The sequence below is a fragment of the Terrisporobacter othiniensis genome (assembly GCF_000808015.1).
Taxonomy (GTDB): Bacteria; Bacillota; Clostridia; order Peptostreptococcales; family Peptostreptococcaceae; genus Terrisporobacter; species Terrisporobacter muris.
This window is the reverse complement of record NZ_JWHR01000041.1, coordinates 1-23677: the sequence shown is the minus strand read 5'-3', so window position 1 is coordinate 23677 and position 23677 is coordinate 1. Positions and strand designations below refer to the sequence as shown.

At 30.3% G+C, this 23677-nt stretch carries 21 protein-coding genes; 6 read left to right on the top strand and 15 right to left on the bottom strand.

Going from position 1 to position 23677, the window contains the following annotated elements:
* The coding region (locus tag QX51_RS21755; RefSeq protein ID WP_152607204.1) for an IS3 family transposase at positions 1-178 on the top strand (178 nt) is incomplete at its 5' end.
* A 197-nt stretch (positions 179-375) separates the two neighbouring features.
* Here the strand turns inward: QX51_RS21755 and QX51_RS03760 are convergent.
* The 8 genes from QX51_RS03760 to QX51_RS19335 form a co-directional block, all read right to left on the bottom strand.
* Positions 376-1083, bottom strand: a complete 708-nt coding sequence (locus QX51_RS03760; protein WP_052232865.1) for a class I SAM-dependent methyltransferase — start codon at positions 1081-1083, stop codon at positions 376-378.
* A gap of 2 nt (positions 1084-1085) precedes the next feature.
* The gene (locus QX51_RS03755) at positions 1086-1853 is read right to left on the bottom strand and encodes a Rossmann-like domain-containing protein (protein WP_039678579.1); all 768 of its coding nucleotides are present in this window, start codon (positions 1851-1853) and stop codon (positions 1086-1088) included.
* Positions 1829-2893 carry an ATP-binding cassette domain-containing protein gene (locus tag QX51_RS03750; RefSeq protein WP_052232864.1) on the bottom strand — a complete coding sequence of 355 codons (1065 nt, stop codon included), beginning with the start codon at positions 2891-2893 and terminating at the stop codon, positions 1829-1831. The genes QX51_RS03755 and QX51_RS03750 overlap by 25 nt, the downstream gene beginning before the upstream one ends.
* Positions 2883-3578 carry a GTP-binding protein gene (locus QX51_RS03745; RefSeq protein WP_039678578.1) on the bottom strand — a complete coding sequence of 232 codons (696 nt, stop codon included), beginning with the start codon at positions 3576-3578 and terminating at the stop codon, positions 2883-2885. Before QX51_RS03745 ends, QX51_RS03750 begins: the two co-directional genes overlap by 11 nt.
* 65 nt (positions 3579-3643) lie before the next feature.
* The gene (locus QX51_RS03740; RefSeq protein ID WP_039678577.1) at positions 3644-4717 is read right to left on the bottom strand and encodes an ABC transporter substrate-binding protein; all 1074 of its coding nucleotides are present in this window, start codon (positions 4715-4717) and stop codon (positions 3644-3646) included.
* Between the two features lie 21 nt (positions 4718-4738).
* A complete protein-coding gene (locus QX51_RS03735) occupies positions 4739-5518 on the bottom strand; it encodes an ABC transporter ATP-binding protein (protein WP_039678576.1) in 780 nt (259 codons plus the stop codon).
* Between the two features lie 2 nt (positions 5519-5520).
* Positions 5521-6531: a FecCD family ABC transporter permease gene (locus QX51_RS03730; protein WP_039678575.1), complete on the bottom strand. Its 1011-nt coding sequence runs from the start codon at positions 6529-6531 to the stop codon at positions 5521-5523.
* A complete protein-coding gene (locus QX51_RS19335) occupies positions 6518-7270 on the bottom strand; it encodes an enolase N-terminal-like fold-containing protein (protein ID WP_052232863.1) in 753 nt (250 codons plus the stop codon). The genes QX51_RS03730 and QX51_RS19335 overlap by 14 nt, the downstream gene beginning before the upstream one ends.
* Positions 7271-7503: 233 nt before the next feature.
* On the opposite strand from QX51_RS19335, the gene QX51_RS03720 reads away from it, so the two are divergent.
* Together QX51_RS03720 and QX51_RS03715 are read left to right on the top strand one after the other, a co-directional pair.
* Positions 7504-8256, top strand: a complete 753-nt coding sequence (locus QX51_RS03720) for an ABC transporter ATP-binding protein (RefSeq protein WP_039678574.1) — start codon at positions 7504-7506, stop codon at positions 8254-8256.
* Positions 8243-9061, top strand: coding sequence for an ABC transporter permease (locus QX51_RS03715; protein WP_039678573.1), 819 nt, complete (start codon positions 8243-8245; stop codon positions 9059-9061). The genes QX51_RS03720 and QX51_RS03715 overlap by 14 nt, the downstream gene beginning before the upstream one ends.
* 39 nt (positions 9062-9100) lie before the next feature.
* Here QX51_RS03715 and QX51_RS03710 read toward each other — a convergent pair whose 3' ends face one another.
* The 4 genes from QX51_RS03710 to QX51_RS03695 all read right to left on the bottom strand — a co-directional run bounded on the left by QX51_RS03710 (position 9101) and on the right by QX51_RS03695 (position 13982).
* Positions 9101-10060 (bottom strand): ABC transporter permease, encoded by a 960-nt coding sequence (locus QX51_RS03710; RefSeq protein ID WP_039678572.1) that lies wholly within the window; start codon positions 10058-10060, stop codon positions 9101-9103.
* A complete protein-coding gene (locus QX51_RS03705; RefSeq protein ID WP_039678571.1) occupies positions 10060-11226 on the bottom strand; it encodes an ABC transporter permease in 1167 nt (388 codons plus the stop codon). Before QX51_RS03705 ends, QX51_RS03710 begins: the two co-directional genes overlap by 1 nt.
* Positions 11219-12763, bottom strand: a complete 1545-nt coding sequence (locus tag QX51_RS03700) for an ABC transporter ATP-binding protein (protein WP_039678570.1) — start codon at positions 12761-12763, stop codon at positions 11219-11221. Before QX51_RS03700 ends, QX51_RS03705 begins: the two co-directional genes overlap by 8 nt.
* Before the next feature lie 136 nt (positions 12764-12899).
* Positions 12900-13982, bottom strand: a complete 1083-nt coding sequence (locus QX51_RS03695) for a BMP family lipoprotein (protein ID WP_039678569.1) — start codon at positions 13980-13982, stop codon at positions 12900-12902.
* Positions 13983-14206: 224 nt separating this feature from the next.
* On the opposite strand from QX51_RS03695, the gene QX51_RS03690 reads away from it, so the two are divergent.
* The 3 genes from QX51_RS03690 to QX51_RS03680 all read left to right on the top strand — a co-directional run bounded on the left by QX51_RS03690 (position 14207) and on the right by QX51_RS03680 (position 17458).
* A complete protein-coding gene (locus QX51_RS03690; RefSeq protein ID WP_039678568.1) occupies positions 14207-15214 on the top strand; it encodes an LCP family protein in 1008 nt (335 codons plus the stop codon).
* A 49-nt stretch (positions 15215-15263) separates the two neighbouring features.
* Entirely contained in the window at positions 15264-16241 is a 978-nt protein-coding gene (locus QX51_RS03685; protein ID WP_039678567.1) for an LCP family protein, read from the top strand.
* 182 nt (positions 16242-16423) lie between these two features.
* Positions 16424-17458, top strand: coding sequence for an ABC transporter substrate-binding protein (locus QX51_RS03680; protein ID WP_039678566.1), 1035 nt, complete (start codon positions 16424-16426; stop codon positions 17456-17458).
* Between the two features lie 81 nt (positions 17459-17539).
* Here QX51_RS03680 and QX51_RS03675 read toward each other — a convergent pair whose 3' ends face one another.
* From QX51_RS03675 to nuoE, 3 genes are read right to left on the bottom strand one after another with little or no spacing between them, the layout of a single operon-like run.
* A complete protein-coding gene (locus QX51_RS03675; protein ID WP_039678565.1) occupies positions 17540-21067 on the bottom strand; it encodes a molybdopterin-dependent oxidoreductase in 3528 nt (1175 codons plus the stop codon).
* A gap of 17 nt (positions 21068-21084) precedes the next feature.
* Positions 21085-22833 carry an NADH-quinone oxidoreductase subunit NuoF gene (locus QX51_RS03670; protein ID WP_039678564.1) on the bottom strand — a complete coding sequence of 583 codons (1749 nt, stop codon included), beginning with the start codon at positions 22831-22833 and terminating at the stop codon, positions 21085-21087.
* Positions 22834-22846: 13 nt separating this feature from the next.
* Positions 22847-23356, bottom strand: coding sequence for an NADH-quinone oxidoreductase subunit NuoE (gene nuoE / locus QX51_RS03665; protein ID WP_039678563.1), 510 nt, complete (start codon positions 23354-23356; stop codon positions 22847-22849).
* Positions 23357-23677: the final 321 nt, after the last annotated feature.

The window sequence follows — 23677 nt, the reverse complement described above, 5'->3', positions numbered from 1 at the left end:
GGAAAGTTTCTTTTCATCATTGAAGACAGAAGCATTCTATTCTCAAGGATTAAAGAATTTATCAAGTAAAATGGTGATTGAAATTGTATCTCAATATATAGATTATTATAACAAAGAAAGAATACAGGCAAAATTAAACTACCTTTCTCCTGTAAAATACAAGAAAAAGGTAGCCTAGGTTGTTTTATATTGTTCCACATGAAGGGTGCAGTTCAATTTATCTATCTGATGTTTTTCTACTTATTATGGTATTATAACAGTCTTACGAGTGTAGATAATTCATGTAAGTAAGTGATATTAACAACTTTAAAAATGTAAAAAAGTATATTTTGAGCAAGGTCGTTGCCTAAAATTTCATAAGGCTCACACAGTGATTTAAAGCGATAATTTATTAAAATCTATTATAAAAATAGATATATTTTTTTCGTATGGAAGATAATACCTTACTTTATCCCCTTTGACTACTTTATTCTTAATATGATTGTAAATAGATTCATACTCCTTATCCTCATCATAAGACTTTGCATATCTTGCTATATCCTCATCATCGGTAAATGTTTGTCCAAACTCCATGCTAAGTGGTATCATTTCATAATTGATTTTCTTTTCATCCAATAGCTTCTTTAAATTTTTTGAACTATGTTGATTAATTACCTCCATTTTTTTCTTTGATACCGGAATGTGCGTTGTAGTTTTATCATTTACAACTGCAATTAATTTATCACAAGATTTTGAGAAATATTTCAAGTCTTCATAAGCAAAAAATGAAATTAATATAATATCAAATTTTGAATTTATTTCTTTAAAGTCTTTAACAATACATTTAATATTTTTTATATTTTTTTCTTTTATAGATTTTTCTAAGTAATTAATTGCATTTTCATTTATATCAACACAGGTAATATAATCTAAGTCTTTACTTAAATGCATATCAATAAGACCTAACCCACACCCTATATCACACAAAGTTTTACTATTTTTAATATATGGCCTTATTTGATTAGCCAATTCTTCATGAAAACCAGTGTATTCACTTGCACTTACAAATGATTTTATAGTGGTATCATTCCAATTCATTCTCATATTTAAATATTTCCTCCATATTTTAAGTTTATCTTTTGACCTGTGCTATAAAACATGTTATTTCTCTCATTTCCACTTATTATGCTCATAGCCTTATTATCATCTTTAATTACAAATCCAGATAAATCATTTATTCCATAATCAAATAGCACTGGTGACATAGTTGTAGCTGGACCAACTAAAACTACATAAGCATTTTTACTTAATTCTAAATACCAAGGCAATGTTTTATCACAGATAGAATAACAAGGTAAAAATACAAAGTCTTGACTTGGAAGAATATATGGTGCCGCTGTTTCTGGATAATCTCCAATTATATTTTCACTTTCTATTATTGATAAATCACATACAGGTTCAAATAATTGTTCCAAGTAATGAAAATGCCCCACAACAGATACTTTCTTTCCTCTTATAAGATTTTGATAAGAAATAAAAGGATCGTTGATTCTATCTTCTACAAAGTTATTATTATTTAATTTTATATTTCTTGATTTAACAACTTCAATACTATTATAATAAGAATTGATTGCAGCTAACCCTATGCCTGCTTCTGTTAAATTCCATGATTTAATACATTTTGCAACTTCATATAAAGCTTTTCCTTTAAACTCTTTTACAAAGTCAGGTGGTCGGCTTTCATCATAATAAACAAGACCTATTCCACTCCCCACACTGCTTTTTACCAATGAATTATATTGACCTACAACCATATCTTCCACAAGTATATCCTTTGGAATTCCCTCTATTAAATCATCATAAAGCTTCCACAAACTCCTTCACCTTCTCCCAAAAGAACGCATTCTATATCTTTTTTATTTAAAATTTCACCATTTCTAACTTTGTTTCTTAAATCCAATAAAATATTATCTAAGTTTTCTATATATTCAAGACTTTCTCTTTCTTCTTTAGTAGTAGTAATAATTTTGGAGATTCCACCATTTTTAATAACAATCCTTTTATTAGCATTTAAAGCTAAGATAGGATCATGAGTTGAAATTAAAATTATTTTATCTTTTCTTGATAAAAGCCTTATAGCTTCTTTTCTATCTATTCCAGCATTTTCAATTTCATCAATTAGAACAATTGGAGAATAACTCATATAAGCTGTATCTGATATCATAAGAGCTCTTGATTGACCTCCTGATAATTGAGTTATTTTTGTACTTAGCTCAAATTCTTCTCCTGCCAATTTATTAGCGTAATGAAAGCATTTTTTTACTATGTCATCTTGATTTTTACAAAAACGACTTTTTGAGTGCATTTGTAAAAATTCTTCTACTGTTAAATCCATTACAAAATTCATATTTTGAGAAAGTTGAGCAACTAACTTTCCATCCATGTCATATCGTGTTTCATCACTTGGAATTTTACCATTTATTAATATTTGTCTATTTGTTGGAGTATCTCTTTGAGCTAAGCACTCAATATCTTCTAGCAATCTACTTTTACCAGAACCTGTAGGCCCAACAATACTTATGATCTCTCCTGGATAAATCGTTATGGAGTTTTGTTCTTCTTCTTTTAATTTGTTGTAGCCACCATTAATTGTAATACTATCTATGTTTACAATTTCTATATTTTGAGCAAATTCCTTTAAGAACTCAATTAGTTTAGTATATAATTCTTCTTTTTCCATACCAAAATTAATATAAAACTCATCATTTAAAGACTCTATTAAATCCTTAAAAATAATATTTTTATTCACGTAACTTAAATTGTAATTTAAGAAAAAATCAAAAGCCATAGGATAATTATTCTCAATCTCCCCTATGGTCATATTAAGTATTTCTTCATAATTATTATTTCTCATAATTAAACTCCATTTTCTTTATCATTCCCATTTGATAAGATTCACTAATTCTAGTTTCTCCTGTGCAATAAGAACATACAGAAGCTGGTGTAGTAAAACGTAATTGTTTTTCTCTAAGAGTTGTTATATCTTTTATATCTCCTAAGTATTTTTTTAATAAAAGTATTCCTTGTCCTGTTATACCATTTATAAAAATTATTTTTGCTTTAGAATTTACTTGTCGTACATTAAAGGAAAAAACTTCTCTCTCAGCTTGTGATACTATATCACCTTTAGTTATTACAACAATATCGGCAAATTTTAACATTGGTCCAATTTTTCTAGGTGTGTTTATTCCCGATAAATTATCAATTACGCATACAGCTGGTATAGTTTTTATGTATGGTGAGCATCTATTGCAGAGTCCTGCACTTTCAGTAATCAAAATATCCAGCTTCAATTTTTCAGACCAATAAAGTGCATCTTCAATATTGCTAATAAAAAAATGATCCGGACAAATCTTTCCAGAAAGTCCAATTTCAACAGGTATATTATTTTCTTCATATCTAATATGATCAAAAGATGTAAGGCAGTCAAATTTAACAACTCCAACCTTCTCCTTTTCTAATTCTAATGATTTTATTAAATGAAGAATAACTGATGTTTTTCCTGATGATGGTGGTCCTGCCACTGTTATTAGTTTCATATTAATTCCCCTTTTTAAAAGAAAGTAGGAGGCCCCTACTTTCTTATTGTTTTTAATAAATACAATTATTTAATAGCATTTTTAGTTAATTCGTTATATCGTTCATCGCTTAAATCAGCATGATAGAATAATTTGTAGAATTCTTTAGTTTTTTCTTGTAAATCATAATTAAATTCTTCTGGATAAAGTGTTTCAGATAACCAAATCATTCCCATATATCTATTTACAGAAGGTGGAAATCCCATCCAGTTATATGGTATACTTGGCGCTTCATAGTATTTACCACTAGATATTGCTTTTAGTTTTCGCCACTCACTTTGATTTCCTACTTGGCTATATAAACTTTGTGGAGCAAATATTATTACATCTGGATTCCATATATACAACTGTTCCAATGAAACTTCATTTCCATCACCTTTGCTTGATGGTTCTTTAAGATCAGCCACATTGTTTGCAAGTAAGTTTATAATTTCTGAATGGAAAGAACCTTTTGCTATTACATTAGTTCCTGTATCACCTAAGCAATAAACAAGATTTACTTTATTTTTATCGCCTATTTTTTCCATAGTTTCTACAGTAGAATCATAAGTAATTTTACAATAATCTGCCAATATTTTAGCATCATCTTCTACATTTAATATTTTACCTAATGTAGTGTAACAATCTGACATATTAGCAGTTGTTGCTTCCACAAATATAGTAGGGATTCCTGTTTGTTCTTGTATAGAATCTAAATCTTCTTTCATACCATCTTTCTTCTCACCTATATCAATAATTAATTGTGGCTCTGCAGCTGCAAGAGCTTCCATATTTAAGTCACCCTTACCATAAAATTGTCCAAATATAGGCAACTCTGTATATTTTTTATCTATGTAGTCCTTAGAGTCCTCTGACCATTCTCCAGACAAACCAACTAATTTATCTGGTGCCACTGAGAACAGTACAATTTGTGCTAAGCTTCCTGATGGAGCTATTTTTTCAATATTTGATGGAACTTCAACTTCCCGTCCTACTGAATCAGTGAATTTTATTGTTTTTTTACTTTCCTTTTCTTTTTCATCATTAGATAATGAGCATCCCACTAAAGATGTTATTGATAAACATAATATCAATAATAGTGATATTAATTTCTTTTTCATCTTACTCCCCCTTAGATATTTTTATATTATTACACTTTTTGGTATACAGATTCTGATCTTATCATCATATAAGCTATTTAATTCCACATCTACGTTGTATAATTTTTTTATTAGTCCTGAATTAATTATGTACTTAGGTGTTCCAAAGTCTAAGACTTTGTGATTGTATAAAGCTAAAACCTTATCTGCATACAAAAAGGCTTGGTCTGGATTATGTGTTGACTGTATGATTATATATCCTTCTTTTGTTAATTGTTTTACTGTATTTAGCACCCTAATTTGATTTCCATAATCTAAGTCTGATGTTGGTTCATCCATAACAAGTATTTTTGCTCTTTGAGCTAAAGCTCTTGCAATTAAAACAAGTTGTCTTTCTCCTCCACTTAAATTAATAAAATTTCTATCTTTTAAATAAGAAATCCCTATTTTATCTAATGATTCTTCAACTATTTTAATTTGTTCCTTGCTAGGTTTAGACATAGGTGAAATTTGTGATGTAGTACCCATTAGTACCATTTCTGTAACAGAATAACTAAATACAGGGTTATGATATTGAGGTATATAAGCAACTTTTCTTGATAGTTCTTGAATTTTATAATTTTTTAAGTTTTTATTATCTAATAATATTTCTCCATTATAATCTTTTAATAGCTGAAGTATGCACTTAAACATTGTACTTTTTCCAGCTCCATTTGGACCTAAAATACATAATAACTGACTATCTTTTACATCAAAGGACACCTTATTAAGCACTTTATGATTTCTATAAGAATAAGTAAGGTTCTTAACTTCTAAAATCATTATTAATCACCCCTTCTTGTAATCAAATAAATAAAAAATGGTACGCCGATAAATGACGTTAATATTCCTATTGGTATTTCACTAGTCCATAGATTTCTAGATACATTATCTACTAATAATAAAAATGAAGCTCCAAATATGGCGGAAGTTGGAAGTAAATAAACAAAATTATTTCCAACTAATCGTCTCGACAAATGTGGTATTACAAGTCCAATCCAGCCTATCATTCCACTTACTGCCACACTAGCTGAAGTTAAAAGTGTAGCGCATATAATAGTTACAAATCTTATAAGCTTGGTGTTTATGCCCATAGTCTTTGCTTCTTCTTCTCCTACTGTTAATATGTTTATTTGCCAACTAATAAGTATCAAAGGTATTATGCCTATTAACATTGGGATAATTGCAAATTTCACATCTGCCCCTTTAGTCCCCGACAAGCTTCCCATTAACCAGTAAGTAATAGCTGGTAACTGATCATTAGGGTCTGCAACAAGCTTTATAAAAGATGTTCCTGATGAAAACAATGAGCTTACCATAATACCTGATAATATTAAACCTAGAACCTTATTTCCTTTGGTTCTTTGACTTATTATGTATACTAAAAATACAGTAATTAAACTAAATATAAAAGCGCTTATTGTAACTTGTCTTCCGCCTTTATATAGATATATTGCTAAAGCGGCTCCAAATGCAGCTCCTGAAGATGCACCTAATATATCAGGTGCTGCCATAGGATTTAAGAATATGCATTGATAAGATACACCTGCAGCTGCTAAACATCCCCCTACCAAACAAGCTAATATTATTCTTGGAAATCTAACCTTGAAAAATATGGTTTCCATACTGTCTGTCCAAAATTTATCTATATTACTAATTTTAGATAATAGTATTCCAAAAACTTGATTAGGCTCAATTGGATATTTTCCAAGGGCAAAAGATATTAATATTGAGATAATCAATATTAATATTAAAGAAAATATAATTATTTTATTATATCTATTACTTTCTTCCACTTATTTTATCCCCTTTACATCCTACTATTTTCATCATAGTACCTGTTTTTGCTATTTCATCATAAGAAGCATTTAATTTCACTAAATTAAGGCATTTATCAATGTCTTTTACTATAAATCCACCTATATTTTTTATTCCAAGTAGACTAAAATCCAAGGATAAAGGTGTAGAAATATCACAAATGATACTTTCTTTACTATATGAATCCTCTGCTATTTTTATTAAATGCTTATTTATTATTAAGTCGCCTCCCAAATATGTAGTATCATAGTTTTCAATTAAGTAGTTATAAGCTACTATGCTATAATCTCCTTCTTCCATTTTTCTGCTAAAAAAATCTACATCATATTTTGATTTAATTTTATTTTTATTTTCCATGCTACCTTCAACTATGGCAATTTTTTTAGATGAGTCATCAATCATAGAAATGAATGGATGTTTAATTTCTTCTAAACTTAAGGATTTATTTTGAAGTTTCTGATTATAATAAGAATTGATTGCTGCTAACCCCAAGCTAGCTTCTATAAAGTTCCATGATTTTACCCCCTTACATAAATCTTTTAAAGACATATTTTTCTTTATATCTTTATCAAAGGAAAATCTTTTATCATACAATAAACGACTAATTCCTGCTCCATAATCAGTTATTACCATTGTAAACTCTGATCCAATAACTAACTCTTTTACTTTTATATTTTCCGGTATTTTCTCTATTAAACTATCATAAAATTCCCACAATTTTTTTCACCCCTTAAGTTAATAATATTGTTTTTCATTCTCTTTCGCTACATTTTTTTAATATTTTTATTACTTTTTGTTTTGTTTTATTATGTTTTGTTATTTTTCATTATATTTAATCATTTAATATCTATTTAAAAACTATCAATATTTATTCAGTTAAAAACTGGTACAAATCCCATCAACTATTAATAGAATAATATATAGTATTAATCTTCATGGGGGTGACTTAAATGGATGAAATTATAAAGGTTACTGACCTCTGTCAAAACTTTTATTCAAAGGAAGGAGAACTCCAAGTTCTCAAAAATATAAACTTCTCTCTGCAACAAGGTGAAATTTTAGCACTACTTGGACCATCTGGTTCTGGAAAATCAACCATCCTAAATATACTTACAAAACTTTTAAAGCCTACTAGTGGTGATGTGATTATTGATGGAAAAATTGGCTATATGTTCCAAAGGGATCATTTACTGGAGTGGCGAAGTATAATGGACAATATTACTATAGGTCTTGAAATACAAAAAAACAAAGATTCTAAAGCTATAGAAAGAGTTGAAGAGTTATTAAAAACTTATGACTTATGGGATTTTAGAAATATGTATCCTAAAGAATTATCCGGAGGTATGAGACAAAGAGTGGCACTTATTCGTACCTTATCAGTAAATCCAGATGTACTTTTGCTTGATGAACCCTTCTCTGCGCTAGATTATCAAACAAGATTGCTTGTAAGTGATGATGTTTATAAGATAATCAAAAATGAGGGCAAGTCGGCTATTTTGGTGACTCATGATATTAGTGAAGCTATAGCAATGGGTGACAAAGTGGCAGTACTCTCAAAGCGTCCTTCTACTATAAAGAGTGAATATGATATAGACTTGGGGCTTGGTGAATCAAAAACACCATTTGAATCTCGTAAAGTCCCTAAATTTCAAACTTACTTTGACTTATTATGGAAGGAGCTAGATAATAATGAAATTCAATAAAAAATCTGCTGAATATGAAAAATATTTAAAAGATGTTAAAATTAAAAAAATTAGAATATTAATAATACAAGTAGTTTTATTAATAGGTTTTTTCGCATTATGGGAAGTATTAGCAAACAACAATGTTATCAGTACTTTTTTATTTAGTAAACCATCTGATATTTATAAACTATTTATATCATATATTACGAGCGGAACCTTAATGAAACATGTATGGATATCAGTTTATGAAACAGTTTTAGGTTTAATTATTGGTAGTACTTTAGGAATATTAATAGCTATAATGCTTTGGTGGTCAGACACCTTAGCTAAAATACTAGACCCATTCTTAGTAGTTCTTAATGCACTACCTAAAACAGCCCTTGCTCCTATTATAATCGTATGGGTAGGTGCAGGTATTGAGGGTATAGTTGTTACTGCAGTTGCTATTGCCATAGTTATAACAATTTTATCAGCTTATAATTATTTTAAAAATATGGACGAAGAAAAAATTAAAATGTTAAAAAGTTTCGGTGCTACAAAGAGTCAAATATTATTTAAACTAATTTTGCCTGGTAATATAGGTAACCTAATAAACCTTACTAAAATAAATATAGGTATGGCTTGGGTAGGTGTAATAGTTGGTGAATTCTTGGTATCCAGATATGGTATAGGCTATTTAATCGTATATGGAAGTCAAGTATTTAAACTTGATGTTGTCATGATGGGTGTATTTGTGTTAGCGGTTTGTGCTTGGGGTATGTACGAAATTGTTAATCTAATAGAAAAGTTCTATTATTATAGACAAAGAAGAATAAAGGGATAGAAAAAAAGTATTGCTTAAAAGCAATACTTTTTTTTCTGCCTATCTACTTCCCTTATCGTATGGTTGTGCCACCGCTCTTGGTGCTTGTGATGATTTAGATGTAAATGCTAGTACTATTAAAGTAGCTATAAAAGGAATCATCTTATATACATCACTTGGTATATTTAAGCTGGATAATAAAGGTATTACAGAGTAAGCTGAAGCAATAGTCTTCATTAATCCAAAGAAAAATGCTGCAAATAATACTCTTAAAGGTTTCCACTGCCCAAATATCATAACAGCAAGTGCTAAGAAACCATATCCAGAAACTGTTGCATTAAAATTAGTAGATGTTGGTATTACAAAAACTAATCCTCCAAGCCCTGCCAATGCTCCAGAAATTAATACTCCAGCATAACGCATTTTATAAACATTAATACCAACTGAATCAGCTGCTTGAGGATGCTCTCCACATGCTCTAAGTCTTAGTCCAAACTTTGTCTTATAAAGCACTATAATAGATATTACTAAGATTCCAATACCTATATATGTTGTTATATAGCAATTCTTAAAAAATAGGTCCCCTATTATTGGTATATCTCCAAGTATTGGTACTGAAGGTATTCTAAAAGTATTGTCAAAAGCAATTTGTTGTACCCCATTTGTTTGAATCATTCTAGCTGCATAAATAGCAAAAGCTGGTGCAAACATATTTAATGCTGTTCCACCTATGATTTGATCCGCCTTCATGTTTATTGCTGAATATGCCAGTAATAAAGAAAATATCATTCCTGTTATTACAGAAATAAGTATGGCAATAATTAATAGAAATTGACCACTCATTTTGTCTTGCATCATATTAATAAATAAAATACTAGTAAAAGCACCCATAATCATAATTCCATCTAAGGCTATATTTGTAACTCCACTTCGCTCTGTAAATACTCCTCCAAGTGCAACTATTAATAAAGGTATGGAAAAGAACATCGTTTGTTGTACTATTAAAAATAGTATATCCATTACTCTTCACTCCCTTTCGTAGCTTCTGCAATTTGTTTTTCAGAATGCTTTTCTTTTTTAGAATCTTTCTTTTTTAATATTCTTGGTAATATTGATCTAAAGAATAATGCAAAAGCACTAAAGTAAATTATACAAGCTATAATAATATCTATTACTTCTGGCATAAAGTTAAGTGTTTGTAAGTAGTTTCCTCCAAGTGTTAAGTAAGATATAAATATTGCAGAGAATATTATTCCTATTGGATTTGATAGACCAAGCAATGCTACAGGTATTCCATTAAATCCTTCAACTGCTAAAACATCTACCACCTTAATATGTCTACCATTTGCTCCTGATAAATAAAGAAGTCCACCACCTAGACCTGCAAGAGCTCCTGATATTACCATAGATAAAACAATATTTCTTTTTTCATTTATACCTGCATATCTACTAGCACTTGAGTTGAATCCACAAGCTTTTAGCTCATATCCAAAAATTGTTTTATTCAATACAATATAAATTAAAATAGCTACAAAAATAGCAATGATTATTCCTCCATTTACTGTGGATATATCTTTGTAATTACCCGTAACATTACAAAAGATATTATCTAGTCCCCATTTTGGTAAATCAGCACTTTCTAAGCAATTCATAGACAATGATTTGTTAGAATCATATATAAATAATTTAACTAACATATTACATAAATACATTCCTATATAGTTCATCATTATAGTTGCTATAACTTCATGTACATTATAATAAGCCTTTAATATTCCTGGAATCAGTGCCCAAAGCCCACCAACAATAGCTGCAGCAAGTAATGCTACCATCCAATGAAATGGTGCTGGTAAAAAAGTACATCTAACTCCTACAAATACAGCTGCAAATGCTCCCATTATAAATTGACCTGGGGCACCTATGTTAAACAATCCTGTTTTAAATGCAAATCCAACAGAAAGTCCAGTAAGTATTAATGGTGTAGCAAAATAAAAAACTTGACCTATTCCCTTTGCTCCCGTACTAAATCCACCTTGAAGTATTATCCAAAATCCATTTACTGCCTGAGATGGATCACTTATTAATAAAACTATAAAACCAAAAGCAAGTCCTATTAGTATGGCAAATATAGAAGACATTGCATTATTAAATCCATTGCTACGTATAAGTTTATTTAACTTATTCATGAGCACTCACCTCACTTTTAAGTTGTGTTTTTGACCCTGCCATATATAAACCTAATTCCTGAACTGTTACTTCTTCTGGATTTAAGTCTGCCACTATTTTACCTTCATAAATTACTAGTATTCTATCACTTAAATTCATTACCTCGTCTAACTCCAATGAAACAAGTAAAATAGCTTTTTCTCTATTTCTTTCTTCTATCAATTGTTTGTGTATATACTCTATGGCACCAACATCCAAACCTCTAGTAGGTTGTACAGCTATCAATATTTGTGGATCTAAATCAATTTCTCTAGCTATAATAGCCTTTTGTTGGTTACCTCCAGACATACTTCTTGCACTAGTTTTCGTACCTTGACCACTTCTAATATCATATTGATTAATTAATTTATTTGTATATTTATCTACATTTTGAAAATTTATAAATCCTTTATTTTGGTAATCCTTTGTATAATATCTTTTTAACATAAGATTCTCACCTAATGTATAATCTAAAACTAATCCATCTTTATGTCTATCTTCAGGTATATGTGCCATTCCTTTCATATTTCTCTTTCTAATACTATCATGGGTAATGTCACTTCCATCTAAAATAATACTTCCACTACTTATTGGACCCAGTCCTGTTAGAGCATATACTAGTTCTGACTGACCATTTCCATCAATCCCTGCTATACATACAATTTCACCTTTTTTCACACTAAAAGATACATTATCAACAAGCTTTTTGTTATTTACTTTTGAATTTACAGATAGATTTTTAACTTCCAATACAGTATCTCCACTTTGCTTGGAACCTTTTTCTATATTTAAGTTTACTTTACGTCCTACCATCATTTCTGATAACTCTTCTTTTGTGACTTCATTTACATTTACAGTATCAATATATTTTCCTTTTCTAAGAACTGTACATCTATTAGCCACCGCTTTTATTTCATTTAATTTATGTGTAATAAATAAAATAGATTTTCCTTCATTAGCTAAGCTTCTCATTATTTTCATTAGCTCTTCTATTTCTTGAGGTGTAAGTACTGCCGTTGGTTCATCAAATATTAGTATTTCATTATCTCTATATAGCATTTTTAATATTTCTACACGTTGTTGCATTCCAACTGTTATATCTTCTATAATGGCATCTGGATCAACCATTAATCCATATTTCTCCGATAATTCCATAACTCTTTTTCTGGCATCATCCATTTTTAAAAGTCCATGACTTGTAGTTTCCACACCTAAAATTATATTTTGTAATACAGTAAAGTTATGAACTAATTTAAAATGTTGATGAACCATACCTATACCCAAATCATTTGCATCGTTTGGATCTTTTATGTTTACTACTTTTCCATTTTTTTTAATTATACCTTGCTCTGGCTGATACAAACCAAATAACACACTCATAAGTGTAGACTTTCCTGCTCCATTCTCTCCTAATAAAGCATGTATTTCTCCCCTGCCTAGTTGTAAAGTAATATCGTCATTTGCTATTATTCCAGGAAATTCTTTAGTTATATGTAGCATTTCTATTATATGTTCCATATATATCTCCTTACTAAATATTTGTTTATTATAATTATACAAGAAAAAAAGTTTTTTTACAAATTTTGGTAATATTCTAGTATGTAAAAAAGTCAGCTCAAAAGAACTGACTTTTTACTAGTTTATAAAAATATACTTATTTTACTACTTTTACAGACACAACACTAACATCTAGATCTGTTGCTTTTTTAACATCATCTTTTTGAAGTTTGATTTTTCCATCTGCTAAATCTTTATAAACTTTATCGTAATCTGCTTGAGTAAATTTTTCAAATTTAGAAGTTTCCATAGGAAGTTTAACACCGTCTTTATCTGCACCTAGTACTAAAGATTCTCCCCCTGGGAACTTATCATTATAATATTCTTCTAATGTTTGTGTTACTGCTGATGATAAACCTTTCATTGCAGAAGTTATTACTGTATCAGATTCACTACTTTGGTCAACGTCAACACCTATAACTTTTTTACCATCGATTGCTTTAGCAGCAGACATTACAGAGTTACCTACAGCACCACCACATGCAAATATTACCTCAGTTCCATCAGTATACCAAGATGAAGCTAATGTTTGAACTTCTGGAGTAGCATCAAATCCTCCAGTATAATGATATTTCATATCAACTTTATCAATTCCCATTTCTTTAGCAGCATCATCTGCACCTTGTACAAAACCATATCCATAACGAGTAACTGCTGGTACTGCCATACCACCCATAAATCCAAGTTTTGTATATCCATCTTTTACAGCTGCATATCCAGCTAAGTATCCTGATTGCTCTTCTGCAAATACAATACCTACAGTATTTTTATTTGTTTTATAATCTTTACCAGATTTATCATGTGGATTTCCATCAATTAATATGAAATTAACATCTGGGTATTTGTCTTGTGCTATGTATATAGGTTCTTCAAATAAATATCCTGGAGTAACTACTACCTTAGCACCATCTTTAACAGCTAAATCTATAGATGCCAAATATGCATCAGTAGACTGTTCTGTTGGTTTGTAATACTCATGCGTAATGTTATTTTTTTCAGCATAAGCCACTATACCTTCCCATGTACCTTGGTTAAATGATTTGTCATCTATTGTTCCTATATCAGTTATCATTGCAATTTCTTTACCTTTACTACTAGATTCATCTGATGATGAATTATTACATGCAACTAAACCAAATCCTAGAACGCAAGATAGTAAAACAGATAAGATCTTTTTCATTCCTTTATTTCCCCCTATTAATTTTTTGACACACTGTCACTATAATTATATTCCATTTATTACCATTTTGAAAGCGATTACAAATATTTTGTTAAATAACTTTAATATTGATTTTCATAAGGATTAAACTCATAAATTGGAAAATTATTCAATTATTTCTTGCCCTTGTATATTTGTATTGTTATAATTTTTACTATAAATATAAATCAGATTGGGTGAGGAAAATGTCAAAATATAAAAAGGTTGTTTTATGTATAATATCCATTTTAATTATAATACCTTTATCAATTTACGGATATGTACAATACAAATTAAAAGATGTAACAGTAGCATCAACTTATAAGTCTAAAATTAAAGAAGTTGATGGAATAACTAATATTTTATTGCTTGGAACTGATGGTAGAAAAAATGAAACTGCTTTTAGAACAGACTCTATGATTATTTTAACTATTGATAACAAAAATAAAAATATTAAACTTACTTCTTTAGCAAGGGATACTTATGTTAGTATTCCAGGAAGAGATAAAGGAAAATTAAATACAGCTTATTTTTGGGGAAAAGAAGATCTTTTATTTGAAACTATTGAAAATGAATTTGGTATAGGTCTTGATAAATATGTTATTGTAGACTTTACTTCTTTAATGGATATTATTTATGCTTTAGATGGTATTCAGCTAAATATAAAGGAATCAGAAATAAAAGAAGTTAACAAATTCATTCCAGAATGCTATAAGTTCTGTAAAAATCCTAACAAAGGAGAGATGGAATTAATAAAAGAGCCAGGAAAACAAACTCTAAATGGATATCAAGCTCTATCTTACAGTCGTATTAGAAAAAGTGACAGCGCCATATTTAGAGATGGTAGACAAAGAAAAGTCATTAATGCCATTATGAAAAAATATCAAAATGTATCATTTACAAAATATCCAGAACTAATAGATGCTATAACTCCTTATGTTACTACAAATTTAACATCTAATGAAATTACTAGTCTTGCATATACAGGACACAACATTTTATCTGGTAAATCATTAAAAAACGCTTTAAAGGAAGGGGAATTCCCTATTACAGATGAGATACATTCAAAAGGTGGTGTATATGGTAATTCAGGCTGGGTATGGTTGTATGACACTAATTCTATATGTGTACTTCGAGATTTTATATATAATGATATAGACATGGAAGATAATGAGTATTTACTTAATAACAATAATATTTCTTTAAATTATTAAGTACTTTATATAAATTATATTTTTAGTTCTATTATAAAGGGGTGAAAATATGTCGCGTAGAAAAAAAATTATTATAGCTTTAGTTTTAATACTTTTATTATTACCTATTGCACTTTTTGGATTTCTTTATTACAAAATAAATAATGTAAATACTAGTGAACAAATAGATGGTGTTACCAACATATTATTACTCGGAACTGATGGTAGAGAAAATGAAAGTGCATACAGATCTGACTGTATGATGATACTTACTATTGATAATACCCACAGTAGTGTGAAATTAACTTCTCTAGCACGTGATACTTACGTTGAAATACCAGGGGAAGGTATGGGTAAACTTAATGCCTCTTACTTTTGGGGTAAAGAACAATTATTATTTAAAACAATAAGTAATGAGTTTGGTATAGAAATTGATAAATTTATTCAAATTGACTTTGAAGGTTTAATGGATGTAATCACACAAATTGGAGGAGTGGAAGTAGATATAACAGAAAAAGAAATGAAAGCAGTAAATAAGCTCATACCATCTACATATGAGTCTTATGATAATCCTAACAAAGGTGAAATGAAGTTAATTCCAGGATCTGGTATGCAAACATTAACTGGTTATCAAGCCATATCTTATTGTAGAATTAGAGACATAGACAGTGCAATTTATAGAGATGGCAGACAGAGAAAAGTAATAATGGGAGTAGCATCAAAATTAAAGAGCACCTCCATATCAGATTATCCTAATTTAATAAAATCTTTACTTCCTTGCGTAAGTACTAATATGGGATCTATAGAATTATTAAATTTAGGTACATCAGCATATAATATTCTTTCAAAAAATGGTACTATTAAACAAGGTCAATTCCCTATAATCGACGAGGTTCACTCAAAAGGTGGAAAATATAAAGATGCCGGCTGGGTATGGTTATATGATAAAAACTCAGTAGTAGTTCTAAAACAATTTATTTTTGATGATATTCCTATGGAAGACAATAAATACTTAAATGAAAATAATAAAATAGAATTAAATTATTAAATTAAATATATTAGATACCATAAAAAGAACATATAATTCATATGTTCTTTTTATTTTTTAGCAAATCTGTTTCCTAAAATTTCATAGCGCCACTCAGTGGCTTAAGCGAAGAAAATTTTTGTAACACATTCTTACCTCTTTTAATATAATATATTATCGCAAATTTATAGGGGGATGGATATATGCATAAAAAGATTATTGCTCTTGCAAGTGCTCTTTCTCTAGGAGCTTGTTGCCTTACTGGTTGTTCTTCAAGCAATGAAGCTAAAAAGGAAAAAGAGTTGGATAAAGTTACTGTGGCAGAAGTAACACATTCTGTATTCTATGCACCTCAATATGCAGCAATTACTAAGGGATTCTTTGAAGAGGAAGGAATTGAATTAGACCTTATCGATGCACAAGGTGCTGACAAAACTATGGCTGCAGTAATTTCAGGAGAAGCTGATATTGGTCTTATGGGTCCTGAAGCTTCCATATACGTGTATAAACAAGGTAGCGACGATTATGCTATTAACTTTGCACAATTAACTAAAAGAGATGGAAGTTTTATAGTATCTAGAGAAAAAAATGATAATTTTACCTATAAAGATTTAGAAGGAAAAGAAATATTAGGCGGAAGAGCTGGTGGAGTTCCTCTAATGACATTGGAATACTTATTAAAAAATAAAGATTTAACTATTGGTGAAGATACATCTAAAGGTGAAGTGAAGGTGCGTACAGATGTTCAGTTTGGCGTAATGGCAGGCGCATTTGCTGCTGGTGAAGCTGATTATACTACTGCATTTGAACCTACAGCAACTCAACTTGAAAAAGAAGGTGCAGGTTATATTGTAGCATCTGTTGGTCAAGATGCTGGTGAAATACCTTTTACTTGCTATAGTGCTACTAAATCATATATGGATAAAAATTCTGATTTAATACAAAGATTTACTAATGCCTTATATAAAGGTCAACAATGGGTTCAACAAGCATCTGATAAAGAAATTGCTAAAGCTATGCAACCATTCTTTGAAGATAATTCACTAGAAGATCTAGAAGTTGTTGCTCATAAATATAAAGAAATAGATGCATGGGCATCAGATCCTCTTCTAAAAGAAGATAGCTTAAACAGATTAATGGATGTTATGATTGAAGGCGGAGAATTAAACGAAAAAGTACCTTATGATTCACTAGTAACAACAACTTATGCTGATAAGGCTATAGAAAACAATAAATAATTCCAAACAATTACCAACTAAAAAAGGATCACTTAAAAGTGATCCTTTTTATTTGTTAATTTAAAATTTGTATTTTATAATTTAAGCATTATATGCAATATTTTTATGTTCACATTTAACTTGTTTAGGTAATCTTTCATTTATAACATTCATTAAATTATCTGTACAGTTGTGAACACTTACAAATTCACCATCATTTACAACTACAAATTTAGCATCAACCGGAGATAATACGTTACCATATACTTCTCCAAGTTTAGCATATTTATATTTAGGTAAAACATCTTCCATTTCAATGCTTATATCAGCACTATCTCTATAATTAAAATCTACTTCGTATACATGAGCAATTTCAGCTGCAACTTCAAAGTTAGATAATACATTTTCATCTATAGCAGCATTTACACTTTGAATTCTTCTTTCTGTATTAGTAAATGTTCCGTTTACTGAAGCTGATCCTGTACCTGGGAATATAACATCAGCTATATCACAAGTCTCAGTCATATGAGTATCTAATACCATTAAGAATTCTAAGTTAGATAAATTAGTCATAGGATTTTCTCCAAAGCATAGAAGAGCTTTAACACCATCCATAGCTTCTGCTCCAGCTTTAATTCCCATATCTATTAATCCTTGTGAATTGTTTTTAGCTTTTATTTGAAGTATACCATCTCTAGGTGCACCTATATGTCCTGAAAGTAAAGCTATATTTGCTATCATTGTAGCAGCTTCTACAGATACCACATTTTGTTGGAATACTAACATTGCTTTTTTAGCATTAGCATAAGCACCTGCTATTTCTTTTATTTCATCACTTACACAAACACCCTCTAGTGAAGCTTTAAATTCTTCAAAATTATCTAATGATGATACTTTGCCTATTTCTATTAAAGCTTTAGCCATTTCTTTAACAGCCTTAACATCATTTTCAACATATACAACCTTTGTAGCAAAATCAAAATTATTTACAGCATAGCCTTCTGGATTTATTACATATACTTTTGCTCCATTTTCAGCAGCTTGTTTTAACTTAAGTTGGATTACTGGGTTATTTTCCATTACAAATCCAAATGCCACTATTACATTTGTAGATAATAATTCATCTATTGTATTAGGAGAAGCATCAAGACCTAAAACTTTTTCTAATCCACTTTCCACGTTATTAAAGCAAAGTGTTCTAACTCCCATTGTATCAGCTAATTTTTTCATTACATAAGCTTCTTCATTTGTAAATCTATCAGATATAGCAACAGCCACTGCATCTTTACCATATTTAGCAGCTATACTTTCAGCTTTTTTAGCAGTAAGTACTAATGCTTCATGATAATTGGCTTCTCTAAATCCATCTTCACCTTTTATAAGTGGATTAGTTAATTTTCCTTCTAATGAAGCACAATCAAATCCCCACTTACCTTTACCACATAATAATCCTTTATTAACTGGACCATTTTTATCTGGATTAGACTTAATTAACATATCTCCATAAGTTTCTAAATGTAAGCTACATCCTACTGAACAGAATGAACATGTTGTATCTGTTACATCTGTATCTAGTGGAACTTCTTTAACTACACTTTGTCTTTCTTGAAGTGCTCCTGTTGGACAAACACTTACACATTGTCCACAAGATATACATCCAGACTCAGCTAAAGGTTTTTCTAGAGAAGGCTTAACTACTGTATCAAATCCTCTATCAACAAGACCTAAAGCACCAACACCCATAACTTCATCACAAACTCTTACACAAAGTCCGCAAAGTATACATTTGTTAGGGTCCCTTACTATAAATGGATGATCATCTTCAAATTCTATTACATTTTTATCACCAGCAAGTCTTTCTGGGTGAACATCATACTGATTAGCATAATCTATTAATTTACATTCGAAGTAGTCATGACAACCACATTCTAAACATCTAGAAGCTTCTTTTAGTGCTTGATCATCATCATATCCAAATACTACTTCAGTAAAGTTATCTTTTCTCTCCTCTACTTCTAATTGATCCATAACTGGTCTACACATTCTTTCTCTATCTTCAAATGTTTTTTCAGTTATATCAAATCTTTCAACAACAAATGGTTTTTCATATTTTAATACTTCACCATTTAAATAAGCATCTATAGAGTTTGATACTTTTCTTGCATCTGCTATAGCCTCTACTGCTATTGATATCTTATCGTTACCACAGTCTCCACCTGCAAATACACCTTCCATACTAGTCATAAATGTATCTTTATCGTAAGCTATGGCATTTTTTCTAGTTTTATCCATTCCTTCGAATTTAGAAGCATCTACTGCTTGACCTATAGCTAAAATCATAGTATCTATATCTATAGTTTCAGTTTTTCCTTCTACTGGTATTGGTTTTCTTCTTCCTGAACTATCAGGCTCACCAAGTTCCATAACTTGAAGTACTACTTGTTTTACTCTTCCATTTTCGTCTGCAATAACTTCAATAGGATTAGTTAAATTTTTGAAGATTACTCCTTCTTCTTCAGCTTCAACTATTTCTACCATATCAGCTGGCATTTCATTTTTAGTTCTTCTATATATATTATAAACTTTTTTAGCCCCTAGTCTTACAGCAGTTCTACAAGCATCCATTGCAGTATTACCACCACCAACTATAGCCACATTTTCACCAAGTTTTATTTCTTCATTTCTAACAACTTTTCTAAGGAAGTCTATACCACCTATAACTCCTTCACTATCTTCACCTTTGCATCTAACACCAGTAGATACCCAAGCACCTATTCCAAGAAGTACAGCATCATAGTCTTCTTTTATAGTTTCAAATGGTATATCAACACCAACTTTAGTATTAGGTATCATTTTAACACCCATACTTTCTATTAAAGCTATTTCTTCATCTAAAACAGCTTTTGGAAGTCTATATTCTGGTATACCATAACGAAGCATACCACCAAGCTTTGGCATAGATTCTATTATAGTAACAGAGTGTCCCATTTGTCTTAAGAAGTATGCAGCAGATAGACCCATTGGTCCACCACCTATAATAGCAACTGATTTTCCAGTTTCATCAGCTATTTCTGGTATAAATGGATTTTCACTTTCTAAATCTTTATCAGCAGCATATCTTTTTAACCAAGCGATAGATACTGGTTCTTCTATAAGTTGTCTTCTACATTTTTCTTCACAAGGATGAGGACATACTCTACCTATTGCAGCAGGTAATGGTATTCTATCTTTTATTAATTCTATAGCAGCATCATATTCTCCATTTGCTATTAATCCAACATATCCTTGACAGTCAGTTCCTGCAGGACAAGCTAGAACACATGGTGGTCTACAATCACCAACGTGATTAGATAATAATAACTCTAAGTTAGTTTTTCTAGATTCTATAACCCTCTCAGTATTAGTTTTTATTATCATATTAGGCGAAATTTCAGTAGCACAAGCTTTCACCATTTTAGGCATTCCTTCTATTTCAACTACACATAAACCACATGAACCATATATTTTAGTTCTTTCATCGTAGCATAGAGTAGGAATGAAAACATCATTTTCTCTTGCAACTTCAAGAATTGTTTGACCTGGTAAACCAAATACTTCTTTACCGTCTATATTTAATCTGAATTTATTCATATTATCATCCTCCTCCCCTAGTCTCTAACTATTGCGCCGAATTTACAAGTTTCTTCGCACTTACCACATTTTATACATTTATCGTGATCTATTACATGCATTTCTTTCTTTTCACCAGATATTGCGCCAACAGGACATTTTTTAGCACAAGCTGTACATCCTTTACAATCTTCAGTTATATTAAATGAAATTAAAGCTTTACATGATTTAGCTGTACATTTTTTATTGTAAATATGGTCTTCATATTCATTTCTAAAATATTTAATAGTTGTAAGAACAGGGTTAGGAGCAGTTTGACCAAGTCCACACATAGAACCATCTTTTATCTTCATTGCTAATTCTTCAAGAAGTTCTATATCTCCATCCTTACCTTCACCTTTAGTAATTCTTTCTAATATTTCAAGCATTCTCTTAGTACCAACTCTACAGTAGTTACATTTACCGCAAGATTCTTTTCTAGTAAAATCTAGGAAATATCTTGCCATATCTACCATACAAGTAGTTTCGTCCATTACAATCATACCACCAGAACCAACTATAGCCCCAGTTTTATTAATATTTTCATAATCAACAGGAGTATCTATTAAAGCAGCTGGTATGCAACCACCAGATGGCCCTCCCATTTGAACAGCCTTGAATGCTTTATCTTTTTTTATTCCTCCACCTATTCCAAATATAACATCTTTAAGCGGAAGACCCATTGGAACCTCAACTAGTCCACCCTTTTTGATTTTTCCTGCAAGAGCGAATACTTTTGTACCTTTACTCTTTTCAGTTCCCATTGAACCAAATGCAGCTCCACCATTAACTATTATCCAAGAAACGTTTGCATACGTTTCCACGTTGTTTATATTTGTAGGTTTTTGCCAATAACCTTTTGCTGCTGGGAATGGTGGTTTAAGTCTTGGCATTCCTCTCTCTCCTTCAAGAGAAGCTATAAGTGCAGTTTCTTCACCACAAACGAAAGCTCCAGCACCTGCTTTTATTCTTAAATCAAAATCAAATCCTGAACCCAATATATTCTTACCTAAATATCCTTTTTCTCTAGCTTGAGCCATAGCTATCTCTAGTCTATGTATAGCTAGTGGATACTCAGCACGAACATATATAACACCTTCAGTTGCACCCATTGCATATCCGCCTATAATCATTCCTTCTATAAGTGAATGTGGGTCACCTTCTAAAACAGATCTATCCATAAATGCACCAGGGTCACCCTCATCTGCATTACATACTATGTATTTTTGATCTGCTTTATTTTGTAGTGCAGCATTCCATTTAAACCAAGTTGGGAAACCTGCTCCACCTCTACCTCTAAGTCCTGAAACTTTTATTTCTTCTATTACATCTTCTTGACTCATAGAGGTAACTACTTTCTTAGTTGCTTCATAACCACCAACAGCTATATATTCTTCTATTTTTTCTGGATTTATTAAACCACAATTTCTAAGTACCACTCTTTGTTGCTTTTCTATAAATAATTTATCTTCATCTGATATTGCTAAATCATTAGCTATTTCCCCATTAACAAGATGTTTTTCTACTATTTCTGAAACACATTCAGGTTTCACTTTCACATATCTTGTCATAACATCATTATCGTCATATATATCTACAATTGGCTCTAGGTAACAAGTACCTACACAACCAGTAATATCCACCTTTATATCTAACCCTTTTTCTCCAATAAGTCTCTCAAACTCTGCTGCTGTCTTTTTTGCACCAGTTGCAACACCACAACTACCTTGACCGATTATAACTTTCATCACTTTTCACCCCCTATGATCTTTCTCTAATTTCTGTTAATATTTCTTTAACAGAATCTTTAGTTAAGTTTCCATAAGTTTCATCACCATCTGCACTTTTAACCATCATAACAGGTGCTAATGAACAACATCCTAAACATGCAACATTATTTAATGTAAATATTCCATCTTCTGTTGTTTGCCCATCTTCAATTCCTAAAAATTCACATACAGCTTCTTCTATCATCTCAGAACCATTAACATGGCATGCAGTTCCTTGACATAACATTACCAAATATTTTCCTATTGGTTGTAATCTGAACTGTGCATAGAATGTTGCAACACCATAAATTTTGGCTGTTTTTATACCTGTAGCTTCAGAAATATAATTCATTGCATCAATTGAAATGTACCCATAGATATCTTGAGTTTTTTGCAATATTGTAATTAAACTACCAGGTACTTTGGCATATTTTTCTAATACGGGATCAAGCTCTTTGAAGTCTTGACATTTATCAGTCCCGCAACAGCATTTTTCACTCATTTAATTTACCCCCTATTTAAAAATTGTATCTATATTATATATAACGTACTACTAATAATATTAGCAAAAAAAGGAAATTATAGCAAACAAAAAACTTCTAATTTTGTTATTATTTTAACTTTTTCGTTAATCTTTACTTACCTCATTCAAGTAATCTTTTAAAAATCCTTAACAAATACATTTTTTTATAAAAAATTAATCATAATAAATAAAAACAATGTGCTTCCTTTTATTTCACCCGCTCCTTAAGTATTTTACTTTAAATATCATTTTATTTATGAATATATTTATATTTAGTAATTAATAATGCTAACTATGATT